The organism is Segeticoccus rhizosphaerae, assembly GCF_009192725.1.
Lineage (GTDB): Bacteria > Actinomycetota > Actinomycetes > Actinomycetales > Dermatophilaceae > Segeticoccus > Segeticoccus rhizosphaerae.
In genome coordinates this window covers 1-19,278 of sequence record NZ_VOHR01000042.1, presented here as the reverse complement: position 1 = coordinate 19,278, position 19,278 = coordinate 1, and the positions used below count along the sequence as shown (strand labels likewise).

Here is a 19,278-nt window from a genome sequence, read left to right as displayed (position 1 = left end):
CGAAACCCGGCCCGGTGCCCACCCCTCGGGTGATGCCGAGCGCGCCAGCCGCGGCGGTGCCCGTTCCTGCGCCGCACGTGCACCAACCGGCCTCTGTCGCGGCGTCGTTCGGGCGGGTCGCCGAGGACGGCACGGTCTTCGTCCGCTCCCCCGACGGTGAGCGCGAAGTCGGGTCCTACCCGGACGCCACTCCGCAGGAGGCGCTCGCCTACTTTGCCCGCAAGTACGACGAGCTGGCCGCGTCCGCCGACCTGCTCCTGCAGCGGGTCACCCAGACCGACCTGTCGACCCATGACGCCGCGGAGGCGCTGAAGAAGCTTCGCGCCCAAGTGCGCTCGGCAAACGTGGTGGGCGACCTGGCCGCCCTCGATGCGACCGTGGAGCAGATCGCCGACGCCAACGCCGTCAAGCGCAAGCTCGAGGGAGCCGAGCGGGCCGCGGCACGGGAGCGCAGCCGTGCCCAACGCGAGGAGCTCGTGACGCAGGCCGAACAGATCGCCGCCCAGCCGGAGAGCAAGATCCAGTGGAAGGCGAGCGGTGCCCGGATGCGGGCACTGCTGGACGAGTGGAAGCAGCTGCAGCGCACCGGGGCCCGTCTGGACCGGGAGACCGAGACCGCTCTCTGGCAGCGGTTCAGCGCAGCCCGCAACGGCTTCGACAAGCTGCGCCGCGTGCACTTCGCCCGGCTCGAGGAGACCCACGCCGAGGCCAAGCGGGCCAAGGAGAAGCTGGTCAAGGAGGCCGAGGCACTGTCGGGGAGCAAGGACTGGGGCCCGACGGCCACGGCATACAAGCAGCTGATGGACCGCTGGCGCAAGGCCGGTCGCGCAGCCCGGGCCGACGACGACGCGCTCTGGGAACGCTTCCGCAGCGCGCAGGACGCGTTCTTCCAGGCCAAGGACCAGGTCGTCGCCGCGGAGAACGTCGAGTTCGAGGCGAACCTCGCCGTCAAGGAGAAGCTTCTCGCCGAGGCCGAGTCGATCCTGCCCGTTGCCGATCTCGACGCGGCCAAGCAGGCGCTGCGCGGCATCCAGGACCGGTGGGACGCCGCTGGCAAGGTCCCGCGCAAGGACATGGCCCGCATCGAGAAGTCACTGCGGCGTGTCGAGTCCCAGGTCCGTGAGGCGGACGAGAAGCGTTGGGCCAGCAGCAATCCGGAGGCTGCTGCGCGAGCCCAGTCACTGGTGGAGCAACTGGAGTCCGCCGTCACGGACCTTCGTGCCGACCTCACCAAGGCCGAGGCCTCGGGCAACGAGCGCACGGTGAAGGAGGCGCGGTCCGCGCTGGAGGCGCGGGAGCAGTGGCTGCAGCAGGCCCGCCGCGGCCTTCAGGAGTTCGGCGCCTGACTCGCACCACTGGCTCCGCCTCGCCCGTTGGGGCTGTGCCAAGGTGGGGCTCGGGCCAGTGAGGGGCAAACCTCGTCCCGCCGATGCACCGGTCGACCACCCACCAGGAGGAGTCCATCCATGGCGTTCAGCTTCGACACCGACACCGCGGTCGATGGGCTGTGCGCCTACGTCGACGCCTCGCCGTCCCCGTTCCACGCGTGCGCCGAGGCCGGTCGGCAGCTGGAGGAGCAGGGCTTTCGCCGGGTGACGGAGACCGAGCCGTGGCCGACCACCGCGGGCCGGCACTACCTGGTGCGGGGCGGGTCTCTGGTGGCCTGGACCACCGAGCACGCGGACGGCGCGGCGACCCCCTTCCGGGTCGTCGGCGCGCACACCGACAGCCCCAACCTGCGGATCAAGCCACAGCCGGACCTGGCCCGGGCGGGTTGGCAGCTGATCGGGGTCGAGGTCTACGGCGGACCCCTCCTCAACTCCTGGCTCGACCGCGACCTGGGCCTCTCCGGCCGCGTGGCGGTCCGGACCGCGGCCGGCGTCGAGGGCCGTCTGGTGCGGATCGACGACCCGGTGCTGCGCGTCCCGCAACTGGCCATCCACCTCGACCGCAGCCTCGACCAGGACGGCCTCAAGCTCAATCGCCAGCAGCACCTGTCGCCCATCTGGGGCATCGGTGACGGACCGGGTGACTTCACGGCATACGTCGCAGAGCAGGTGGACGTCGAGAAGCACGACGTCCTCGGCTGGGACCTGATGACCCACGACCTGACGCCTTCGCGCCGGGTGGGACGCGACCGCGAGCTGGTGGCCGCTCCGCGTCTGGACAACCAGGCCACGAGCTACGCCGGTGTGCAGGCGCTCCTCGCGGCCGCCGAACAGGCACCGGCCCGGCCCTGGACCCCGGTCCTCGTCCTCTTCGACCACGAGGAGGTCGGCAGCATGTCCGAGCGCGGTGCGTTCTCCCGGCTCCTGCCCACCGTGCTCGAGCGGATCGTGATCAGCCAAGGTGGTGACCGCGACGCCTACCTGCGGGCGCTCGCCGGCACGGTGATCGCCTCTGGCGACATGGCCCACGCCACGCACCCCAACTACGCCGACCGCCACGAGCCGCAGCACCAGATCGCGATGAACGGCGGACCCGTGCTCAAGGTCAACCAGCAGCTGCGCTACGCCACCGACTCCCTCGGAGCGGCCGCGTTCTTGGAGGCGTGCGCCCAGGCGGACGTGCCCGTGCAGAAGTTCGTGACCCGATCCGACCTGCCCTGCGGCTCGACCGTGGGCCCGATGACCGCGGCCCTCACGGGCGCGACGACCGTGGACTTCGGGGCCCCGACACTGGCGATGCACTCAACCCGGGAGCTGGCCGGCGCCCAGGACCAGGCGATGTATGCCGCGGCGCTGGCGGCCTTCCTCTCCCCCGCCTGAACCGGCCCGGAGAGGTCGACGGTCCCGTTTCGCCTCACGCGGACCCGGTCAGCTCGCCGACCGGGACTGCTCCTCGGCCCCGCGCTGGTGCCTGCCACCGGTGATGCGGTAGACGTCGAAGACCCCGTCGATCCGGCGGACGGCCTTGATGACGTGGTCGAGGTGGCTCGGGTCGCCCATCTCGAAGGTGAACTTGGAGATGGCGACGCGGTCGCGTGAGGTCTGCACGCTCGCCGACAGGATGTTGACGTGTTGCTCCGACAGCACCCGGGTGATGTCGGACAGGAGCCGGTTGCGGTCGAGCGCCTCGACCTGCAGCGCGACGAGGAAGACGCTGGCCGCCGAGGGCGACCACGCCACGTCGATCAGTCGGTCCGGCTGCGCCTTCAGCGATTCGGCGTTGGTGCAGTCGGCCCGGTGCACCGAGACACCGCTGCCCGTGGTGACGAAGCCGATGATCGGGTCGCCGGGCACCGGCGTGCAGCAGCGGGCCAGCTTGACCCAGACGTCGGCGGTGCCGACCACGACCACGCCGGGGTCCTGGCCGCGCTTGCGCACCGACCTGGGGTTGGTCGCCTCCGCCAGGTCCTCGGTGGCGCCGTCCTCACCGCCTGCCGTGGCCACCAGGGTGGTGACGACGTGCTGCGCGGAGACGTGGCCCTGCCCCACTGCGGCATACAGCCCGTCGATGTCCGCATAGCGCAGCTCGCCGGCGAGCGCGGTCAGGCTCTCGTGCGACATCAGGCGCTGCAGGGGCAGCCCCTGCTTGCGCAGCACCTTGGCGATCTGCTCCTTGCCGTTCTCGATCGCCTCTTCACGACGTTCCTTGGAGAACCACTGGCGGATCTTGTTGCGCGCGCGAGGACTCTTGACGAAGGTCAGCCAGTCGCGGCTGGGGCCGGCGCCGTCCGCCTTGGAGGTGAGGATCTCGACGACGTCGCCGTTCTCGAGCGGGCTCTCCAGGGGCACGAGCCGCCCGTTGACCCGGCCGCCGATGCAGTGGTGGCCCACCTCGGTGTGGACCGCGTAGGCGAAGTCCACCGGGGTCGACCCTGCCGGCAGGCCCATGACCTCCCCCTGAGGGGTGAAGACATAGACCTCGCGCGCGTTGATCTCGAAGCGCAGCGAGTCGAGGAACTCCCCCGGGTCGGACGTCTCCCGCTGCCACTCGAGCAGCTGGCGCAGCCAGGTCATGTCGTTGATGGCGCCGGAGTCGCCGTCCTTGCCGACGGAGGTGGTGGCGGTGCCGTCCTCCTTGTACTTCCAGTGCGCGGCCACGCCGTACTCCGCCCGCCGGTGCATCTGGTGGGTGCGGATCTGGATCTCGACCGGGTTGCCGCCGGGCCCGATGACCGTCGTGTGCAGCGACTGGTACATGTTGAACTTGGGCATCGCGATGTAGTCCTTGAACCGGCCCGGCACCGGGTTCCAGCGCGCGTGCAGCGCACCGAGGACGGCATAGCAGTCGCGGACGCTGTCGACCAGGACGCGCACCGCGACGAGGTCGTAGATCTCCTCGAAGTCGCGACCGCGGACGATCATCTTCTGGTAGACGGAGTAGTAGTGCTTGGGCCGCCCGGTCACGGTCGCCTTGATCTTCGCGGCGCGCAGGTCGTTCTTGATGTGCTCGCGGACGCCGGCGAGGTACTCCTCGCGGGCCGGCGCGCGTTCGGCGACGAGGCGGACGATCTCGTCGTAGACCTTCGGATAGAGGGTGGCGAAGGACAGGTCCTCGAGTTCCCACTTGATGGTGTTCATGCCCAGCCGGTGGGCCAGCGGCGCGTAGATCTCGAGGGTCTCGTTGGCCTTGCGCTGGGCCGACTCCACCGAGACGTAGCGCCAGGTGCGCGCGTTGTGCAGGCGGTCGGCGAGCTTGATCACCAGGACCCGGATGTCCCGGGCCATCGCGACCACCATCTTGCGCACCGTCTCGGCCTGGGCCGCGTCGCCGTACTTGACCTTCTCCAGCTTGGTCACCCCGTCGACCAGGCCTGCGATGTCCTGGCCGAACTCGCGGGTCAGCTGCTCGAGGCCGTAGTCGGTGTCCTCCACCGTGTCGTGCAGCAGGGCCGCGGCGAGCGTGTCCGGCGTCATGCCGAGCTCCGCCAGGATGGTCGTCACCGCGAGCGGGTGGGTGATGTAGGGGTCACCGCTCTTGCGCAGCTGCCCGCGGTGCGCGCGCTCCGCCACGGCATACGCACGTTCGATCACCGACAGGTCGGCCTTGGGGTGGGTCCGACGCACGGTGCGCAGCATCGGCTCGAGGACGGCATGGTTGCCCGGCCTCGGCCCACCCAGGCGCGCGAGGCGGGCGCGGACCCGCGAGGAGGCAGGCGAGGACGGCAGCGCCGCCGACCGTTCCTCGTTCATGAACACAGTCTAGGCAGGGCCCGGGGGCCTCCCGCGCACGACCGGGGACTGCGCCCGCGTGAGCACGAGGCGATTTTCACCTCGCCGAGTTCGCAGGTCGGCGCTAAGGTGCCGGGGGAATGGTGCCGGGCCGACAGCGCCGGGTGCCGACGCGAGGAGGTTGCATGTCGCTCCCAGCACCCGAACCGCGATCCGAGGACGCCCGATTGGCACCGTTGCTGCCGGCCGGGGAACCGGTCGAGACGCTCCTGCGCAAGGCCCAGTTCTTCCTCCCGGGCGAGCCGACGAAGGACCATCGGGAGCTGCACCGGTCGGGCGGGAGAGACGCCGAGGCGTTCTACCACGAGCGCTGGCGGCACGACAAGGTCGTCCGTTCCACCCACGGCGTCAACTGCACGGGCTCCTGTTCCTGGAAGGTCTACGTCAAGGACGGGATCATCTCCTGGGAGACCCAGCAGACCGACTACCCGTCCGTCGGGCCCGACTCGCCGGAGTACGAACCGCGTGGCTGCCCCCGCGGCGCGTCCTTCTCCTGGTACACCTACTCCCCGTCCCGGGTGCGCTACCCCTACGTCCGCAGCCCCCTGCTCGAGCTCTGGCGCGAGGCCCGTCGCGAGTTCGCCGACCCCGTGGACGCCTGGGCCAGCATCGTCTCCGACCCGGACAAGGCCGCGCGCTACAAGTTCATGCGTGGGCGGGGCGGGATGGTGCGAGCCACCACCGACGAGGTCACCGACATCATCGCGGCGGCTCACGTGCACACGATCAAGACCTTCGGCCCCGACCGGGTCGTGGGGTTCTCGCCGATCCCGGCGATGTCGCAGGTCTCCTACTCCGCGGGCACCCGGTTCCTGTCCATGATCGGCGGCACGATCCTGTCCTTCTACGACTGGTACGCCGACATGCCGATCGCCTCACCCCAGGTCTTCGGCGACCAGACCGACGTGCCGGAGTCCGGGGACTGGTGGAACTCGTCATACCTGATCATCTGGGGCACCAACCTGCCGATCACCCGGACACCGGACGCGCACTTCATGACCGAGGCGCGCTACCGCGGGCAGAAGGTCGTGGTCGTGAGCCCCGACTACTCCGACCACACCAAGTTCGCCGACGACTGGCTGCCCTGCGCCCCCGGCACCGACGCGGCCCTGGCGATGGCGATGGGGCACGTGGTCCTGACGGAGTTCTTCCGCGACCGTTCGGTGCCCTACTTCGACACCTACGTCAAGGCCTACACCGACCTACCCTTCCTCGTGACCCTGCCCGAGCGAGGCGACTCCCACGTGATGGGGCGCTTCCTGACCGCCGAGGACCTGGGCGGCGCGGACGCCGAGCGCGAGAACGCCGCACTGCAGACCGTCATGCTCGACGCGGCGACCGGCGAGGCGTTCCTGCCGGACGGCACCGTCGCCCAGCGCTACGGCGAGGCGGGCATGGGGCACTGGAACCTCGACCTGCGCGGGATCGACCCGCTGCTGACCCTCTACGGCCGGCACGACGAGGCGGTCACCGTCGACCTGCCTCGCTTCGACGAGGGCGAGACCGAGGGCGGCACCGCGATCCGGCGAGGGGTGCCCGCCCGCCGGATCAACGGACACCTGGTCACCACGGTCTTCGACCTGCTGATGGCGCAGTATGCCGTGCCGCGGGACGGGCTGCCCGGCGAGTGGCCCACGGGCTACGACGATCCCGTCCCCTACACGCCCGCGTGGCAGGAGACGATCACGTCGGTCCCGGCCGTCGCGGCGACCCGGGTGGCACGCGAGTTCGCGCGCAACGCCGAGCTGTCCAAGGGCCGCTCGATGATCACGATGGGGGCAGGCACCAACCACTGGTACCACTCCGACCAGATCTACCGCACCTTCTTCACGCTCACCATGCTGTGCGGGTGCCAAGGGGTCAACGGTGGCGGCTGGGCCCACTACGTCGGGCAGGAGAAGGTCCGGCCGCTCACCGGTTTCCAGACCCTGGCGTTCGCGCTGGACTGGCAGCGCCCCACCCGCCACATGACGGGCACGTCGTTCTTCTACCTGCACACCGACCAGTGGCGCTACGAAAGCTTCGGAGCCGAGGAGCTGGCCAGCCCGCTGGGCCCGGGACGGCTGCGCGGCCGGGCCTTCGCCGACTGCCTGGTCCAGGCGTCCCGGCTCGGGTGGACCCCGTCGCACCCCGCGTTCGACCGCAACCCGCTGGACGTGGCCGACGAGGCCGCCGCGGCGGGTCGACCGGTGGCGGAGCACGTGGTGGACGAGCTCAAGGCGGGCCGGCTGCACTTCGCCGACACCGACCCGGACAACCCGGCCAACTTCCCCCGCGTGATGACGGTCTGGCGGGCCAACCTGCTCGGGTCGTCGGGCAAGGGGATGGAGTACTTCATGCGCCACCTGCTCGGCGTCGAGGACGCCGTCCGAGCAGAGGAGTCGCCGAAGCGCCTGCGCCCCCTCGAGGTGAAGTGGCACGACGAGGCGCCCCGGGCCAAGCTCGACCTGGTCACCACCCTCGACTTCCGGATGACCAGCACCTGCACCTATTCCGACATCGTGCTGCCGGCTGCCACGTGGTACGAGAAGCACGACATCTCCACCACCGACATGCACCCGTTCGTGCACTCGTTCAACCCGGCCATCTCACCGCCCTGGGACTCCCGCACCGACTTCGAGTGGTTCCGCCTGGTCGGCGAGAGGTTCTCCGGCCTTGCGGCGACCCACCTGGGGACCCGCACCGACCTCATGGCCACGCCCCTCATGCACGACTCCCCCGACGAGCTCGCCCAGCCGGGCGGCCGGGTCCGTGACTGGACGCTCGGCGAGTGCGAGCCGGTGCCCGGGGTGACGATGCCGAGGCTGGTCACCGTCGAGCGCGACTACGGCGCCGTGGCGCAGAAGATGGCAGCACTCGGGCCCCTGGTGGAGACGTTGGGGACCGGAGTGAAGGGGATCAGCTGGAAGCCGACGGCCGCGGTCGACTTCCTGGGCAGGACCAACGGCCGGGTGCGAGGAGGCGTCGCGGACGGCCGGCCGAAGCTGACCCGGGACATCCACCTGGCCGAGGGCATCCTGGCGCTGTCCGGCACCACCAACGGCGAGGTCGCCGTGCAGGGCTGGCACGAGTACGAGAAGCGCACCGGGATGCCGCTGGCCGACCTCGCCGAGGAACGCTCCGGCGACCGGATCACCTTCGCCGACACCCAGAACCAGCCGCGCGCCGTCATCACCTCCCCGGAGTGGTCCGGCAGCGAGACCGGCGGACGGCGCTACTCCGCCTTCGTCGTCAACGTGGAGCGGAAGAAGCCGTGGCACACCCTGACCGGGCGCATGCACTTCTTCCTCGACCACGACTGGATCGCCGAGTACGGGGAGGGCCTGCCCACCTACCGGCCGCCCCTCGACTATGTGCGCCACTACGGGGAGCAGGGACTGCGGGAGCGCGGCCGGCCCGAGATCACCGTCCGATACCTCACCCCTCACTCGAAGTGGTCGATCCACTCGGAGTACCAGGACAACCTGCACATGCTGCGACTCTTCCGCGGTGGTCCGGTCATCTGGATGAGCCCCAGGGATGCCGGGAAGATCGGGGTCGAGGACAACGACTGGATCGAGGCCTACAACCGCAACGGTGTCGTGGCCTGCCGCGCCGTCGTGACCCACCGCATGCCCGAGGGCACCGTGTTCATGTACCACGCGAAGGACCGCCACCTGATGGTGCCCAAGTCGGAGGTGTCCGGCTGGCACGGCGGTGGCGACAACTCCCTGACCCGGCTGGTCGTCAAGCCCACCCACATGATCGGCGGGTACGGCCAGTTCTCCTGGGGATTCAACTACTACGGCCCCACGGGCAACCAGCGCGACGAGATCACCGTGATCCGCCGGCGTGCCCAGGAGGTCGAGTACTGACACCCCAACAGGCGCACCCCACGAAGTCCTGACTCGTTCTTCGCTCGGCGATTCGCGGAACCCGGTCCGACGGAAGGCAGGTAGAACACATGAGGCCCATGGCGCAGGTCGCGATGGTGATGAACCTCGACAAGTGCATCGGTTGCCACACCTGCTCGGTCACCTGCAAGCAGACGTGGACCAACCGGCCAGGCATGGAATACGTCTACTTCAACAACGTCGAGACCAAGCCCGGGGTCGGCTACCCCCGCCGCTACGAGGACCAGGAGCAGTGGCACGGCGGCTGGACCCTGGACAAGCGGGGTCGGTTGCAGCTCAAGGCCGGTGGCCGGGTGCGCAAGCTGCTGCAGATATTCTGGAACCCCAACCTGCCCTCGATCGACGACTACGGCGACCCGTGGACCTACGACTACCAGACCGTCATCGACGCGCCTCTCGGTGCCCACAACCCCACGGCCCACTCGATCTCGGCGCTGACCGGCAAGGACGTCAACCTCCACTGGGGCCCGAACTGGGAGGACGACCTGGCCGGCGCGCCCGCGCGGGCGATGGCCGATCCCAACCTCGCCGGGCTCGAGGACCGGGTGCGGATGGAGTTCGAGGACGTCTTCATGTTCTACCTGCCGCGCATCTGCGAGCACTGCCTCAACCCGTCCTGTGTGGCGTCCTGCCCGTCCGGCGCGATGTACAAGCGGGACGAGGACGGCATCGTGCTCGTCGACCAGGACCGGTGTCGCGGCTGGCGATTCTGCGTCTCGGGGTGCCCGTACAAGAAGGTCTACTTCAACCACCGCACCGGCAAGGCGGAGAAGTGCACCTTCTGCTTCCCCCGCATCGAGCAGGGCCAACCCACCATCTGCTCGGAGACGTGCGTCGGTCGACTGCGCTACCTGGGGTTGTTCCTGTATGACGCGGACAAGGTCCTCGAGGCGGCTGCCACCCCCGATCCGCAGGACCTCTACGAGGCGCAGCTGTCGGTCTTCCTCGACCCGGAGGACCCGCAGGTCCGCACCGAGGCGGAGCGCGCCGGCATCCCCACCGACTGGATCGAGGCCGCTCGCCGTTCGCCGGTCTACGCCCTCGCCTGCCGGCACAAGGTGGCCCTCCCCCTGCACCCGGAGTATCGGACGCTGCCCATGGTCTGGTACATCCCGCCGCTGTCGCCGGTCGCCGACGTGGCCCACGCCGAGGGGTATGACGAGAACGACCCGGATCGCGTCTTCGCCACGATCGAGTCGTTGCGCATCCCCATGGAGTACCTCGCCAACCTGTTCACCGCCGGGGACACCAGCCACATCCGCCGGGTCCTGCGCAAGCTCGCGGCGATTCGCGGCTACCAGCGCGCCGCCCAGCTCGGCATCGACCCCGCCGACGACCTGCCCGAGCAGGTGGGCGCGTCGCCGGACGACCTGGACGACCTCTACCGGCTGCTGGCCATCGCCAAGTACGACGAGCGCTACGTCATCCCCCCGGCGCACACCGAGGACGCCGGCCGGTTGATGGCCCAGCACGAACAGCTCTTCTGCAGCCTGGACACCCCGGGCGGGCCGGGGATGGGCGGCACCGGCCCCGAGGGCGTCGACGCGTTCCACGGTGGCGCCTCCCCGGGCGCGAGCCACCAGTTCCGCGACGATGCCGGGCGCCAACGGTTCAACCTCTTCGGTTGGGACGGCAGCGGGTCCGCGCCGGGCCTCTTTCCCGAGGAGAGCGCCCCGTGAGACGCCGCAACCCGGCACCCGCGTGGAAGCTGGCCTCGGTCCTGCTGCAATATCCGACCGCTTCGTTCTTCGAGGGCATGGCGGCCCTGGAGGAGGCCGCCGCGGCCACCTCACCGCAAAGCTCGCGCACCGCGTTCGCGACGTTCCTCGCGTGGCTGCGCGACACCCCACCGACCGAGGTGGCACGCCATTACGTCGAGACCTTCGACCTGCGCCGCCGCTGCGCGCTCTACCTGACCTACTACCGCTTCGGTGACACCAGGCGCCGGGGACTGGCGATGATCGCCTTCAAGACGGCATACCGGGTGGAGGGCTTCACCCCGACGGACGACGAGCTGCCCGACTACCTGCCCCTGGTGCTGGAATTCGCCTCCATGAACCGGCGCGGCGCGGAGCTGCTGACCTCCCACCGTGCCGACCTCGAGCTGCTCCGCAAGGCCCTGGACGACGCCCAGTCGCCCTATGCGCACCTCGTGGCGGCAGTCCAGGCGGGGCTGCCCTCGCTCGGGCGGCGGGAGGCTGCCCAGGTGGCGCGGGCCTGGTCGGAGGGCCCACCCGCGGAAGAGGTGGGGCTGGAGCCCTTCGCGCCACCGGAGTACCTCACCGGGACGGAGGCACGGCGATGAGCAGCACGTGGGCATACTTCTGGTGGGTGATCCTGCCCTACGTCGCGATGGCCGTCTTCATCGTCGGCCACATCTGGCGCTGGCGCTACGACCAGTACGGCTGGACCAGCTACTCCACGCAGCTGCAGGAGCGGCGCCGGCTGAAGTGGGGGGCGCCGCTGTTCCACTACGGCACCTTCGCCGCGATCGGCGGTCACGTCCTCGGCATCCTCGTCCCCAAGTCGTGGATCGACGCCATCGGAATCGACGAGCACGTCTACCACCTGTTCTCCGCCACCGCCGGCCTGATCGCGGCCGCGCTGGTGATCGTCGGGATGGGGATCCTCGCCACCCGTCGGCTGTTCGTGCCCCGGGTGAAGGCCACCACCAGCCCGGTGGACTGGGTCGCCATGGTACTGCTGGGGATCATGGTCATCCTCGGGATCGTCGTGACCGCCATCAACGCACCCCTCGGGCACGAGTACCGCGACACCATCTCGATCTGGTTCCGCAGCTTGTTCACCGGCAGTGCGGACGTGTCGGTCGCCCTGCAGGCCCCGCTCTACTTCCAGATCCATGCGGTCGCGGCCTGGCTGCTGTTCCTGCTGTGGCCGTTCACCCGGCTCGTCCACGCCTGGAGCTATCCGCTGTGGTACCTGTGGCGTCCGTATGTCGTCTACCGCAGCCGCAAGGCCACCCCTCCGCCCGAGCCGGGCACCGGCGGACGCAAGTGGCGCAAGATCGGGACGCCCTACTGAACCAACCTGACCAGCCCACCGACCACCTGACCGGCGACCAAGGATGGAGAGCCATGAGCACCAACAGCTACGGGACCGAAGGCAAGCTGGTCGTGGACGACCTGACCTACACGATCCACCGACTGGACCGGATCGAGGGGTCCGCGCGGCTGCCCTACAGCCTCAAGGTGCTGCTGGAGAACCTGTTGCGCTGCGAGGACGGGCACCTGGTGAACACCGAACAGATCGACGCGGTGGCCCAGTGGGACCCGAGCGCAGCGCACGGCCGCGAGATCCAGTTCACGCCGGCGCGGGTGCTGATGCAGGACTTCACCGGCGTGCCCTGCGTGGTCGACCTCGTGGCGATGCGCGATGCCATCACCGACCTCGGTGGCGACCCGACCAAGATCAACCCACTCATTCCGACCGAGCTGGTCATCGACCACTCCGTCATCGCCGACGTCTTCGGCCGGGCGGATGCGTTCAAGCTCAACGCGCAGCTGGAGTTCGAGCGCAACCAGGAGCGCTACCAGCTGCTGCGCTGGGCCCAGCAGGCGTTCCGCGACTTCGCGGTGGTGCCCCCGGACACCGGCATCTGCCACCAGGTGAACCTCGAGCACCTGGCTCGGACCGTCTTCACGCGGGAGGACGGCCAGGGCGGCACGCTCGCCTATCCCGACACCCTGGTCGGCACCGACTCGCACACCCCGATGGTCAACGGGCTCGGTGTGCTCGGCTGGGGCGTCGGCGGCATCGAGGCCGAGGCCGCCATGCTCGGTCAGCCGATGAGCATGCTCGTCCCGCAAGTGGTGGGCCTGAAGCTGATCGGTGAGCTGCCGGCCGGCACGACCGCCACCGACCTGGTCCTCACGATCGCCGAGCTCCTGCGTCAGACCGGCGTGGTCGGCAAGTTCGTGGAGTTCTACGGGCCGGGCGTGGCCAACGTGCCGCTGGCCAACCGCGCGACGATCGGCAACATGAGCCCGGAGTACGGCTCCACCTGCGCGATCTTCCCGATCGACCAGGTGACGCTGGACTACTTGCGGCTGACCGGTCGGGAGGAGAAGCAGATCGCCCTGGTGGAGGCCTACGCCAAGGAGCAGGGGATGTGGCACGACCCCGAGCACGAGCCGGAGTACTCGGTCCGCCTGGAGCTCGACCTGTCCACCGTCGAGCCCTCGATCGCCGGACCGAAGCGTCCCCAGGACCGGATCCCGCTCAAACTGGTGCCGCACGCCATCTCCCAGCTGCTCACCGGCAGCTCCGTCGAGGAGGCCCTCCAGGGTCTGGACGAGGCCTCGAGCGAGTCCTTCCCCGCCAGCGACCCGATCGCGATCGACCACGACAGCCCGGAGGACGAACCGCACACCCCCTGCTCCTGCGGGTCCGCGCACGAGTGGCCCTCCAAGACCACCCCGATCACCCTCGCCGACGGCAGGAGCGCCAGCGTCGACAACGGCCACGTCGTCATCGCCGCCATCACCTCCTGCACCAACACCTCCAACCCCTCGGTGATGGTGGGCGCCGGGCTGCTGGCCCAGAAGGCCGTCGAGCGCGGCCTCGTCAGCCAGCCGTGGGTCAAGACCTCTCTCGCGCCCGGTTCCCGGGTGGTCACCGACTACCTGGACCGGGCCGGCCTGACCCCGTCGCTCGAGAAGCTCGGCTTCAACCTGGTCGGCTACGGCTGCACCACGTGCATCGGCAACTCCGGCCCGCTCATCCCCGAAGTCAGCACGGCCGTGACCGGGAGCGACCTCACCGTGTGCTCGGTGCTCTCCGGCAACCGCAACTTCGAGGGCCGCATCCACCCGGAGACGCGGATGAACTTCCTGTGCTCCCCTCCCCTGGTGATCGCCTACGCCCTGGCCGGCACGATGCACGTCAACCTGCTCCGCGACGCGCTGGGCACGGACCCGGACGGCAAGCCGGTCTACCTGCGTGACATCTGGCCGACCGAGCAGGAGGTCGCCGAGCTGGTCGACGGCTCGCTGCGCGCCGACATGTTCACCACGGGGTATGCCGACCTGTTCGCCGGCGACGACAACTGGCGCAGTCTGCCCGTGCCGGAGGGCGAGATCTTCCAGTGGGACGAGAGCTCCACCTACGTGCGCCGACCGCCCTACTTCGACGGCATGGGCCGTGAGCCGGAGCCGTTGGCCGACATCACGGGTGCGCGGGTGCTGGCCAAGCTCGGCGACTCGGTGACCACCGACCACATCAGCCCCGCGGGAGCGTTCAAGACCGACTCCCCCGCCGGCGCCTACCTGACCGAGCACGGGCTGACCCGGAAGGAGTTCAACTCCTACGGCTCCCGGCGCGGCAACCACGAGGTGATGATCCGGGGCACCTTCGCGAACGTCCGGTTGCGCAACCAGCTCGCACCGGGCACCGAGGGCGGCTGGACTCGCGACCTGACCAAGCCGGACGGTCCGGTGACGACCATCTACGACGCGTCGGTCAGCTACGCCGAGGCGGGCGTGCCCCTGGTCCTGCTGGCCGGCGCCGAGTACGGCTCGGGCTCGTCGCGCGACTGGGCCGCCAAGGGCACCACGCTGCTCGGCGTGCGTGCGGTGCTGGCCACGTCATACGAGCGCATCCACCGGTCCAACCTGATCGGCATGGGCGTGCTGCCACTGCAGTTTCCCGAGGGTGAGAACGCCGACTCGATGGGACTGACCGGTGAGGAGACCTTCACCATCACCGGGCTGGCCGGCGGCGAGAACGTACCCGCCACCGTGCAGGTGCAGGCGGAACAGGACGGACGCAGCCGGTCGTTCGAGGCCACCGTGCGCATCGACACCCCCGCCGAGGCCGCCTACTACCGGCACGGCGGGATCCTGCAGTACGTGCTGCGCCAGCTGCTGGAGGCGCAGTGAGCCGTCCGGAGGGCGGCAGCCGGCCGCTCTGAGGACGACCTCAGATCTCCAGCATGGTGTGGACCCGGCGGTCGGTCAGCTGGTCGCGGCCGCGCAGGAAGCCGATCTCGATGACGGCTTCGAAGGCCACGACCTGGGCACCGGCGCGCTCGACCAGCTCGCAGGTCGCCGCCGCCGTGCCACCGGTGGCCAGCACGTCGTCGACCACCAGCGCGCGCGTTCCCGGCGTGAACGCGTCAGCGTGCACCTCGATCGAGGCGGTGCCGTACTCGAGGGCGTAGTCGGTCGACAAGGTGGCACCGGGCAGCTTGCCGGCCTTGCGGACCGGGACGAAGCCGATGCCGAGCTCGTAGGCCACGGCCGCGCCGAGGATGAAGCCGCGCGCCTCGATCCCGACGACCACGTCCACACTGCCGCGGTGGCGCGAGGCAACGTCACGCACCACCGCGCCCAGGGCCGGTCCGTCACTCAGCAGCGGGGTGAAGTCCTTGAAGACCACGCCCGGCTCCGGGAAGTCGGGGATGTCACGGACGTGACGGCCGACCAGCTCCTCCATCCGCACCGTGTCGGTCATCCTCGCACCTCAGCGCCGGGACTTGGACGACCGCTTGGGTTGGCCCCTCGGTCCGGTCCGGGCGTAGGGGTGCAGCTGCCGGCCGCCGTGCGGGACCTCGTCGGACGACTGCGCCGCCTCCTCGCCGTTGACACCCGAAGTCGCCTCGGCCGGCTGCGCGTCGGCCGGCGATGAAGCTGCCGCTGGGGGCGCCTGCCCCGCACCACCGCTGTCGGTGGACACGTTCCCGTCGTCGTCGAGGACGAGACCGGTGTCGGAGACACGGCGGCCGTGGGCGAGCTTCTCCTGGTACTTCCTCGCGCGCTTGGCGAGGTCCTTCATGCCCGGTTCGCGTTCACGCAGGTCGGCCAGCAGCGGTGTGGCGATGAAGACCGAGGAGTAGGTGCCGGCCGCGATGCCGACGAAGAGCGCGAGGCTCAGGTCGAGCAGGGTGCCGGGGCCGAGGTAGGTGAAACCGATCACGAGGATGGCGCCGACCGGCAGCAGCGCGACCACCGAGGTGTTGATCGAACGCACCAGCGTCTGGTTGACGGCCATGTTGGCCGCCTGGCTGTAGGTCTGCCGTCCGCTCGCCTGGGCCGCCCGGGTGTTCTCGCGGACCTTGTCGAAAACGACGACCGTGTCGTAGAGCGAGTAGCCGAGGATGGTCAGGAAGCCGATCATCGACGCGGGGGTGATCTCGAACTTGAACAGCGCATAGATCCCGACGGTGATGATCAGGTCGTGCAGGAGCGCGACCAGCGCCGACAGGGCCATCTTCCAGGTGCGGAAGTAGATCCCGAGCACGATCGACACGAGCACGAGGAACCAGATCAGCGCACTGATCGCCTTGTTCGTGACGTCCTTGCCCCAGGAGGCACCGATGAAGTTGGCGCTGACCTGGCTCTCGGGCACGCCGAAGTCCTTCGCCAGCGTCCGTTGCGCCGCGTTGGTCTGCGTCTCGTTGAGCTTCTCGGTCTGGATCCGGATCGTGTCCGACCCGATGGTGGTGACCACGAGGTTCTCGGCACCGCCGGTCGCCTCGGACATGGCTTCCTTGGCCTTCGCCTCGAAGTTCTGCGTGGTCGAGAGCCCGGAGACCCGCAGCTCGGAGCCTCCGCGGAACTCGAGGCCGAAGTTCAGCCCGGTGCCGAAGATTCCGATGGCGGCGAGGACCAAGATGACGCCCGAGACGGCATAGAAGAGTTTCTGCCGGCCGACGATGTTCATCGAGCGCTTGCCCGTGTAGAGGTCGTTGCCGAACTGCGCGAAGCTCATCATCAGGCGGTTCCCCCTTCAGCGGGCCGCTGACCCGCGATCGAGACCCGCCCCCGACCGGCATACGTGATCTTCTTGGCGCCCAGCCGGACGGGGTCGAAGCCGGACCACTTGTGCCCCTGCCCGAAGAACTCCGTGCTCGACAGGATGGTCAGCAGCGGGTGGGTGAACAGGACCACGACCACCACGTCCACGAGCGTGGTCAGCCCGAGGGTGAAGGCGAAGGCCTTGACGCTGCTCTCGGAGAGCACGTAGAGGATGGCCGCTGCCAGGAAGTTGATGCCGTCGGAGATCAGGATGGTGCGCCGGGCCCGACCCCAGCCGGTTTCCACCGCCGAACGGAGTCGTCGCCCGTCGCGGACCTCGTCGCGCACGCGTTCGAAGTAGACGATGAACGAGTCCGCGGTGATGCCGATGGACACGATCAACCCGGTCACCCCGGCCATGGTCAACCGGAAGTTGTGGGTGTAGCCCAGCAGGGTCACCAGCCCGTAACTGGAGAGGCCCGCGATCGCCAGCGAGCACACCGTCACGAAACCGAGGGCGCGGTACTGCAGGAGCGAGTAGATCACCACCAGGAAGAGCCCGATCATGCCGGCGATGATGCCCATCTTCAGCTGTTCGCTACCGAGTTGCGGGCTGATCTGCTCCGAGGTCTGCACCTGGAACGACATCGGGAGGGCGCCGAACTTCAGCTGGTCCGCGAGGAGCTTGGCGGAGTCCAGGGTGAAGTTGCCGGTGATGCTGGCCCTGCCGTCACGGATCACGGCCTGTGACTGGGGCGCCGAGATGACCTGGCCGTCCAGCACGATGGCGAACCGCTTCTGGGGGTCGCCTTCCGGATGCGGCGTCAACCGTGCGGTGACCTTCTCGAACTGCTGGGCACCGACCTTGTCGAAGCTGAGCGCGACCTCGACGACGCTGGTCTGCACGCCGTTCTGACCCGTCTGGTAGCCCGCGCTGGCGTCGGAGATGTGGGCGCCGGTGACCTCGGACGGTCCGAGGATGAACTTCTCCCGGCCGTCCGTCTGGCAGGCAACCATCGGCTTGTCCACCGGCGCCAGGGCCTGCTCACGACCCTTGGCGGTCTTGCAGTTGAGCTGCTGGTAGGCCTTGGTCAGGGCCGGGGTCACCCAGGCGACGTCACTGGCGTTCTTGGGCTTGGTCTTCGGCTGCTCCTGCCCCGGCGAGGCGGACGCCGTCGAGGCGCCCGAAGGGGTCGCCTTCGCGGTCTTGCTCGCGGTGGCTGTGCCACTGGGGCTCGGCGTGCTGTCGGCGCGCAGCGCCTGAGGGACGGCGGCGCCGGCCGAGGACGTCTTCTTCGGGCTCGGCGCGCTCTTCTGTGGCGCGCTGGTGGCCTTGCTCGACGCCGTCGGCGTCGACTTCGCGGACGGCGTACCGGTTGCCTCACCGGACGCGTTCGGCGTACTCGTGCCGGAGGGCGCCGGTTGCGCCGCCTGGGGTGACGGGCACCCAGCCGGCACGCCGGGACTGGAGGAGGCGCAGATGACGGCGCGGAAGCGCAGCTGGGATGACTGCTTCAGGGAGTCCAGCGTGGCCTGGTCGGGGTTGCCCGGGAGCGAGACGACGATGTTGCTCTGGCCGAGGGTGGTGACCTCGGCCTCGCTGACGCCGCTTCCGTCGACGCGCTGCCGGATGATGCTGACGGCCTGGGTCACCTGCTGGGAGTTGATCTGCTTGCCGCCCTCGATCACCGGAGCGAGGACGATCTGGCGCCCTCCCTCGAGGTCGAGGCCGAGCTTGGGCCGCCACGCGTCGACCGGGTTGCCGGCGCCCGAGGCGGCGACGATGCCGCCGAACAGGCCGAGGATCAGCAGCACCAGCAGCGCGAGGGTCTTCAGCGGTGTGCGGTTCTGGGGTTTGATCGCCACGAGTTGGGGAGTCCTAGTCGGTGGAAGGCTCCGAGTCGCCGTGGGCGACACTCGGGGCGGGCTTGCGCAGCACGGCGCGTCGGTCGAAGCGGACGTTCACTCCGGGGCTGATCTCCAGCGTCACGATGGCGTCATCCATCTCGACGATCCGACCGTGGAGCCCGGAGGTCGTGGAGACCTCGTCTCCCACGTCGAGGCTGGCCTGCATCGACTCCATGTCGCGCCGGCGTCGCCGCTGCGACATGAACATCCAGCCGATCAACAGGATCGGAATGGCCAGGATGAGCAGGCTACCGAGCCCGCCGCTGCTACCTGACGAGGATGCCTCGGGGACGAGGAACGGCATGTGTGAGTCCTTCTAGCTGGTGCGGGAACCGAACGTGGTCCGGGCGCGCAGTACCCCGGTGATGACCGGTGTGGACCGGTGCGCAGAGAACGAGTCTATGTGAGCCTCGGCCCAGCGCCAAAGGGCGCGTCGTCCGGCGCGCCGGGATCAGGCGCCGAACCGCCCGTCACCACCCAGCGGCAGGGTCGGCGTGTCGCTGCCGGGCGGCGGGGTGAGGCCGACGTGCTGCCAGGCGAGGGGGG

At 69.6% G+C, this 19,278-nt stretch carries 12 protein-coding genes; 7 read left to right on the top strand and 5 right to left on the bottom strand.

Features of this window, described 5'->3' with window-relative positions:
* The coding region (locus FRW57_RS05755; RefSeq protein ID WP_420853233.1) for a DUF349 domain-containing protein at positions 1-1,346 on the top strand (1,346 nt) is incomplete at its 5' end.
* Between the two features lie 120 nt (positions 1,347-1,466).
* On the top strand, positions 1,467-2,768 hold the full coding sequence (locus tag FRW57_RS05750) for a M18 family aminopeptidase (protein WP_152185520.1): 1,302 nt from the start codon (positions 1,467-1,469) through the stop codon (positions 2,766-2,768).
* 48 nt (positions 2,769-2,816) lie between these two features.
* On the opposite strand, the gene FRW57_RS05745 is transcribed toward FRW57_RS05750, so the two are convergent.
* Entirely contained in the window at positions 2,817-5,138 is a 2,322-nt protein-coding gene (locus FRW57_RS05745; RefSeq protein ID WP_137120803.1) for a RelA/SpoT family protein, read from the bottom strand.
* 164 nt (positions 5,139-5,302) lie between these two features.
* Here FRW57_RS05745 and FRW57_RS05740 point away from each other — a divergent pair, with 164 nt between their 5' ends.
* The 5 genes from FRW57_RS05740 to acnA all read left to right on the top strand — a co-directional run bounded on the left by FRW57_RS05740 (position 5,303) and on the right by acnA (position 14,967).
* Positions 5,303-9,031, top strand: a complete 3,729-nt coding sequence (locus FRW57_RS05740; protein ID WP_152185519.1) for a nitrate reductase subunit alpha — start codon at positions 5,303-5,305, stop codon at positions 9,029-9,031.
* Between the two features lie 89 nt (positions 9,032-9,120).
* Positions 9,121-10,749, top strand: coding sequence for a nitrate reductase subunit beta (narH, locus tag FRW57_RS05735; RefSeq protein WP_137120801.1), 1,629 nt, complete (start codon positions 9,121-9,123; stop codon positions 10,747-10,749).
* Positions 10,746-11,375 (top strand): nitrate reductase molybdenum cofactor assembly chaperone, encoded by a 630-nt coding sequence (narJ, locus tag FRW57_RS05730; protein ID WP_238384565.1) that lies wholly within the window; start codon positions 10,746-10,748, stop codon positions 11,373-11,375. The genes narH and narJ overlap by 4 nt, the downstream gene beginning before the upstream one ends.
* A complete protein-coding gene (gene narI, locus FRW57_RS05725; RefSeq protein WP_137120800.1) occupies positions 11,372-12,112 on the top strand; it encodes a respiratory nitrate reductase subunit gamma in 741 nt (246 codons plus the stop codon). Before narJ ends, narI begins: the two co-directional genes overlap by 4 nt.
* Positions 12,113-12,165: 53 nt before the next feature.
* The gene (gene acnA, locus FRW57_RS05720; RefSeq protein ID WP_152185518.1) at positions 12,166-14,967 is read left to right on the top strand and encodes an aconitate hydratase; all 2,802 of its coding nucleotides are present in this window, start codon (positions 12,166-12,168) and stop codon (positions 14,965-14,967) included.
* 40 nt (positions 14,968-15,007) lie between these two features.
* Here the strand turns inward: acnA and FRW57_RS05715 are convergent, their stop codons facing one another.
* Genes FRW57_RS05715 through yajC form a run of 4 tightly spaced genes read right to left on the bottom strand, consistent with a single transcriptional unit; the run spans position 15,008 to position 19,036 of the window.
* Entirely contained in the window at positions 15,008-15,541 is a 534-nt protein-coding gene (locus tag FRW57_RS05715) for an adenine phosphoribosyltransferase (protein ID WP_137120798.1), read from the bottom strand.
* A gap of 9 nt (positions 15,542-15,550) precedes the next feature.
* Positions 15,551-16,801, bottom strand: coding sequence for a protein translocase subunit SecF (secF, locus tag FRW57_RS05710; protein ID WP_152185517.1), 1,251 nt, complete (start codon positions 16,799-16,801; stop codon positions 15,551-15,553).
* Positions 16,801-18,690, bottom strand: coding sequence for a protein translocase subunit SecD (gene secD / locus FRW57_RS05705; RefSeq protein WP_152185516.1), 1,890 nt, complete (start codon positions 18,688-18,690; stop codon positions 16,801-16,803). The genes secF and secD overlap by 1 nt, the downstream gene beginning before the upstream one ends.
* 13 nt (positions 18,691-18,703) lie before the next feature.
* Positions 18,704-19,036: a preprotein translocase subunit YajC gene (yajC, locus tag FRW57_RS05700; RefSeq protein ID WP_137120795.1), complete on the bottom strand. Its 333-nt coding sequence runs from the start codon at positions 19,034-19,036 to the stop codon at positions 18,704-18,706.
* Positions 19,037-19,278: the final 242 nt, after the last annotated feature.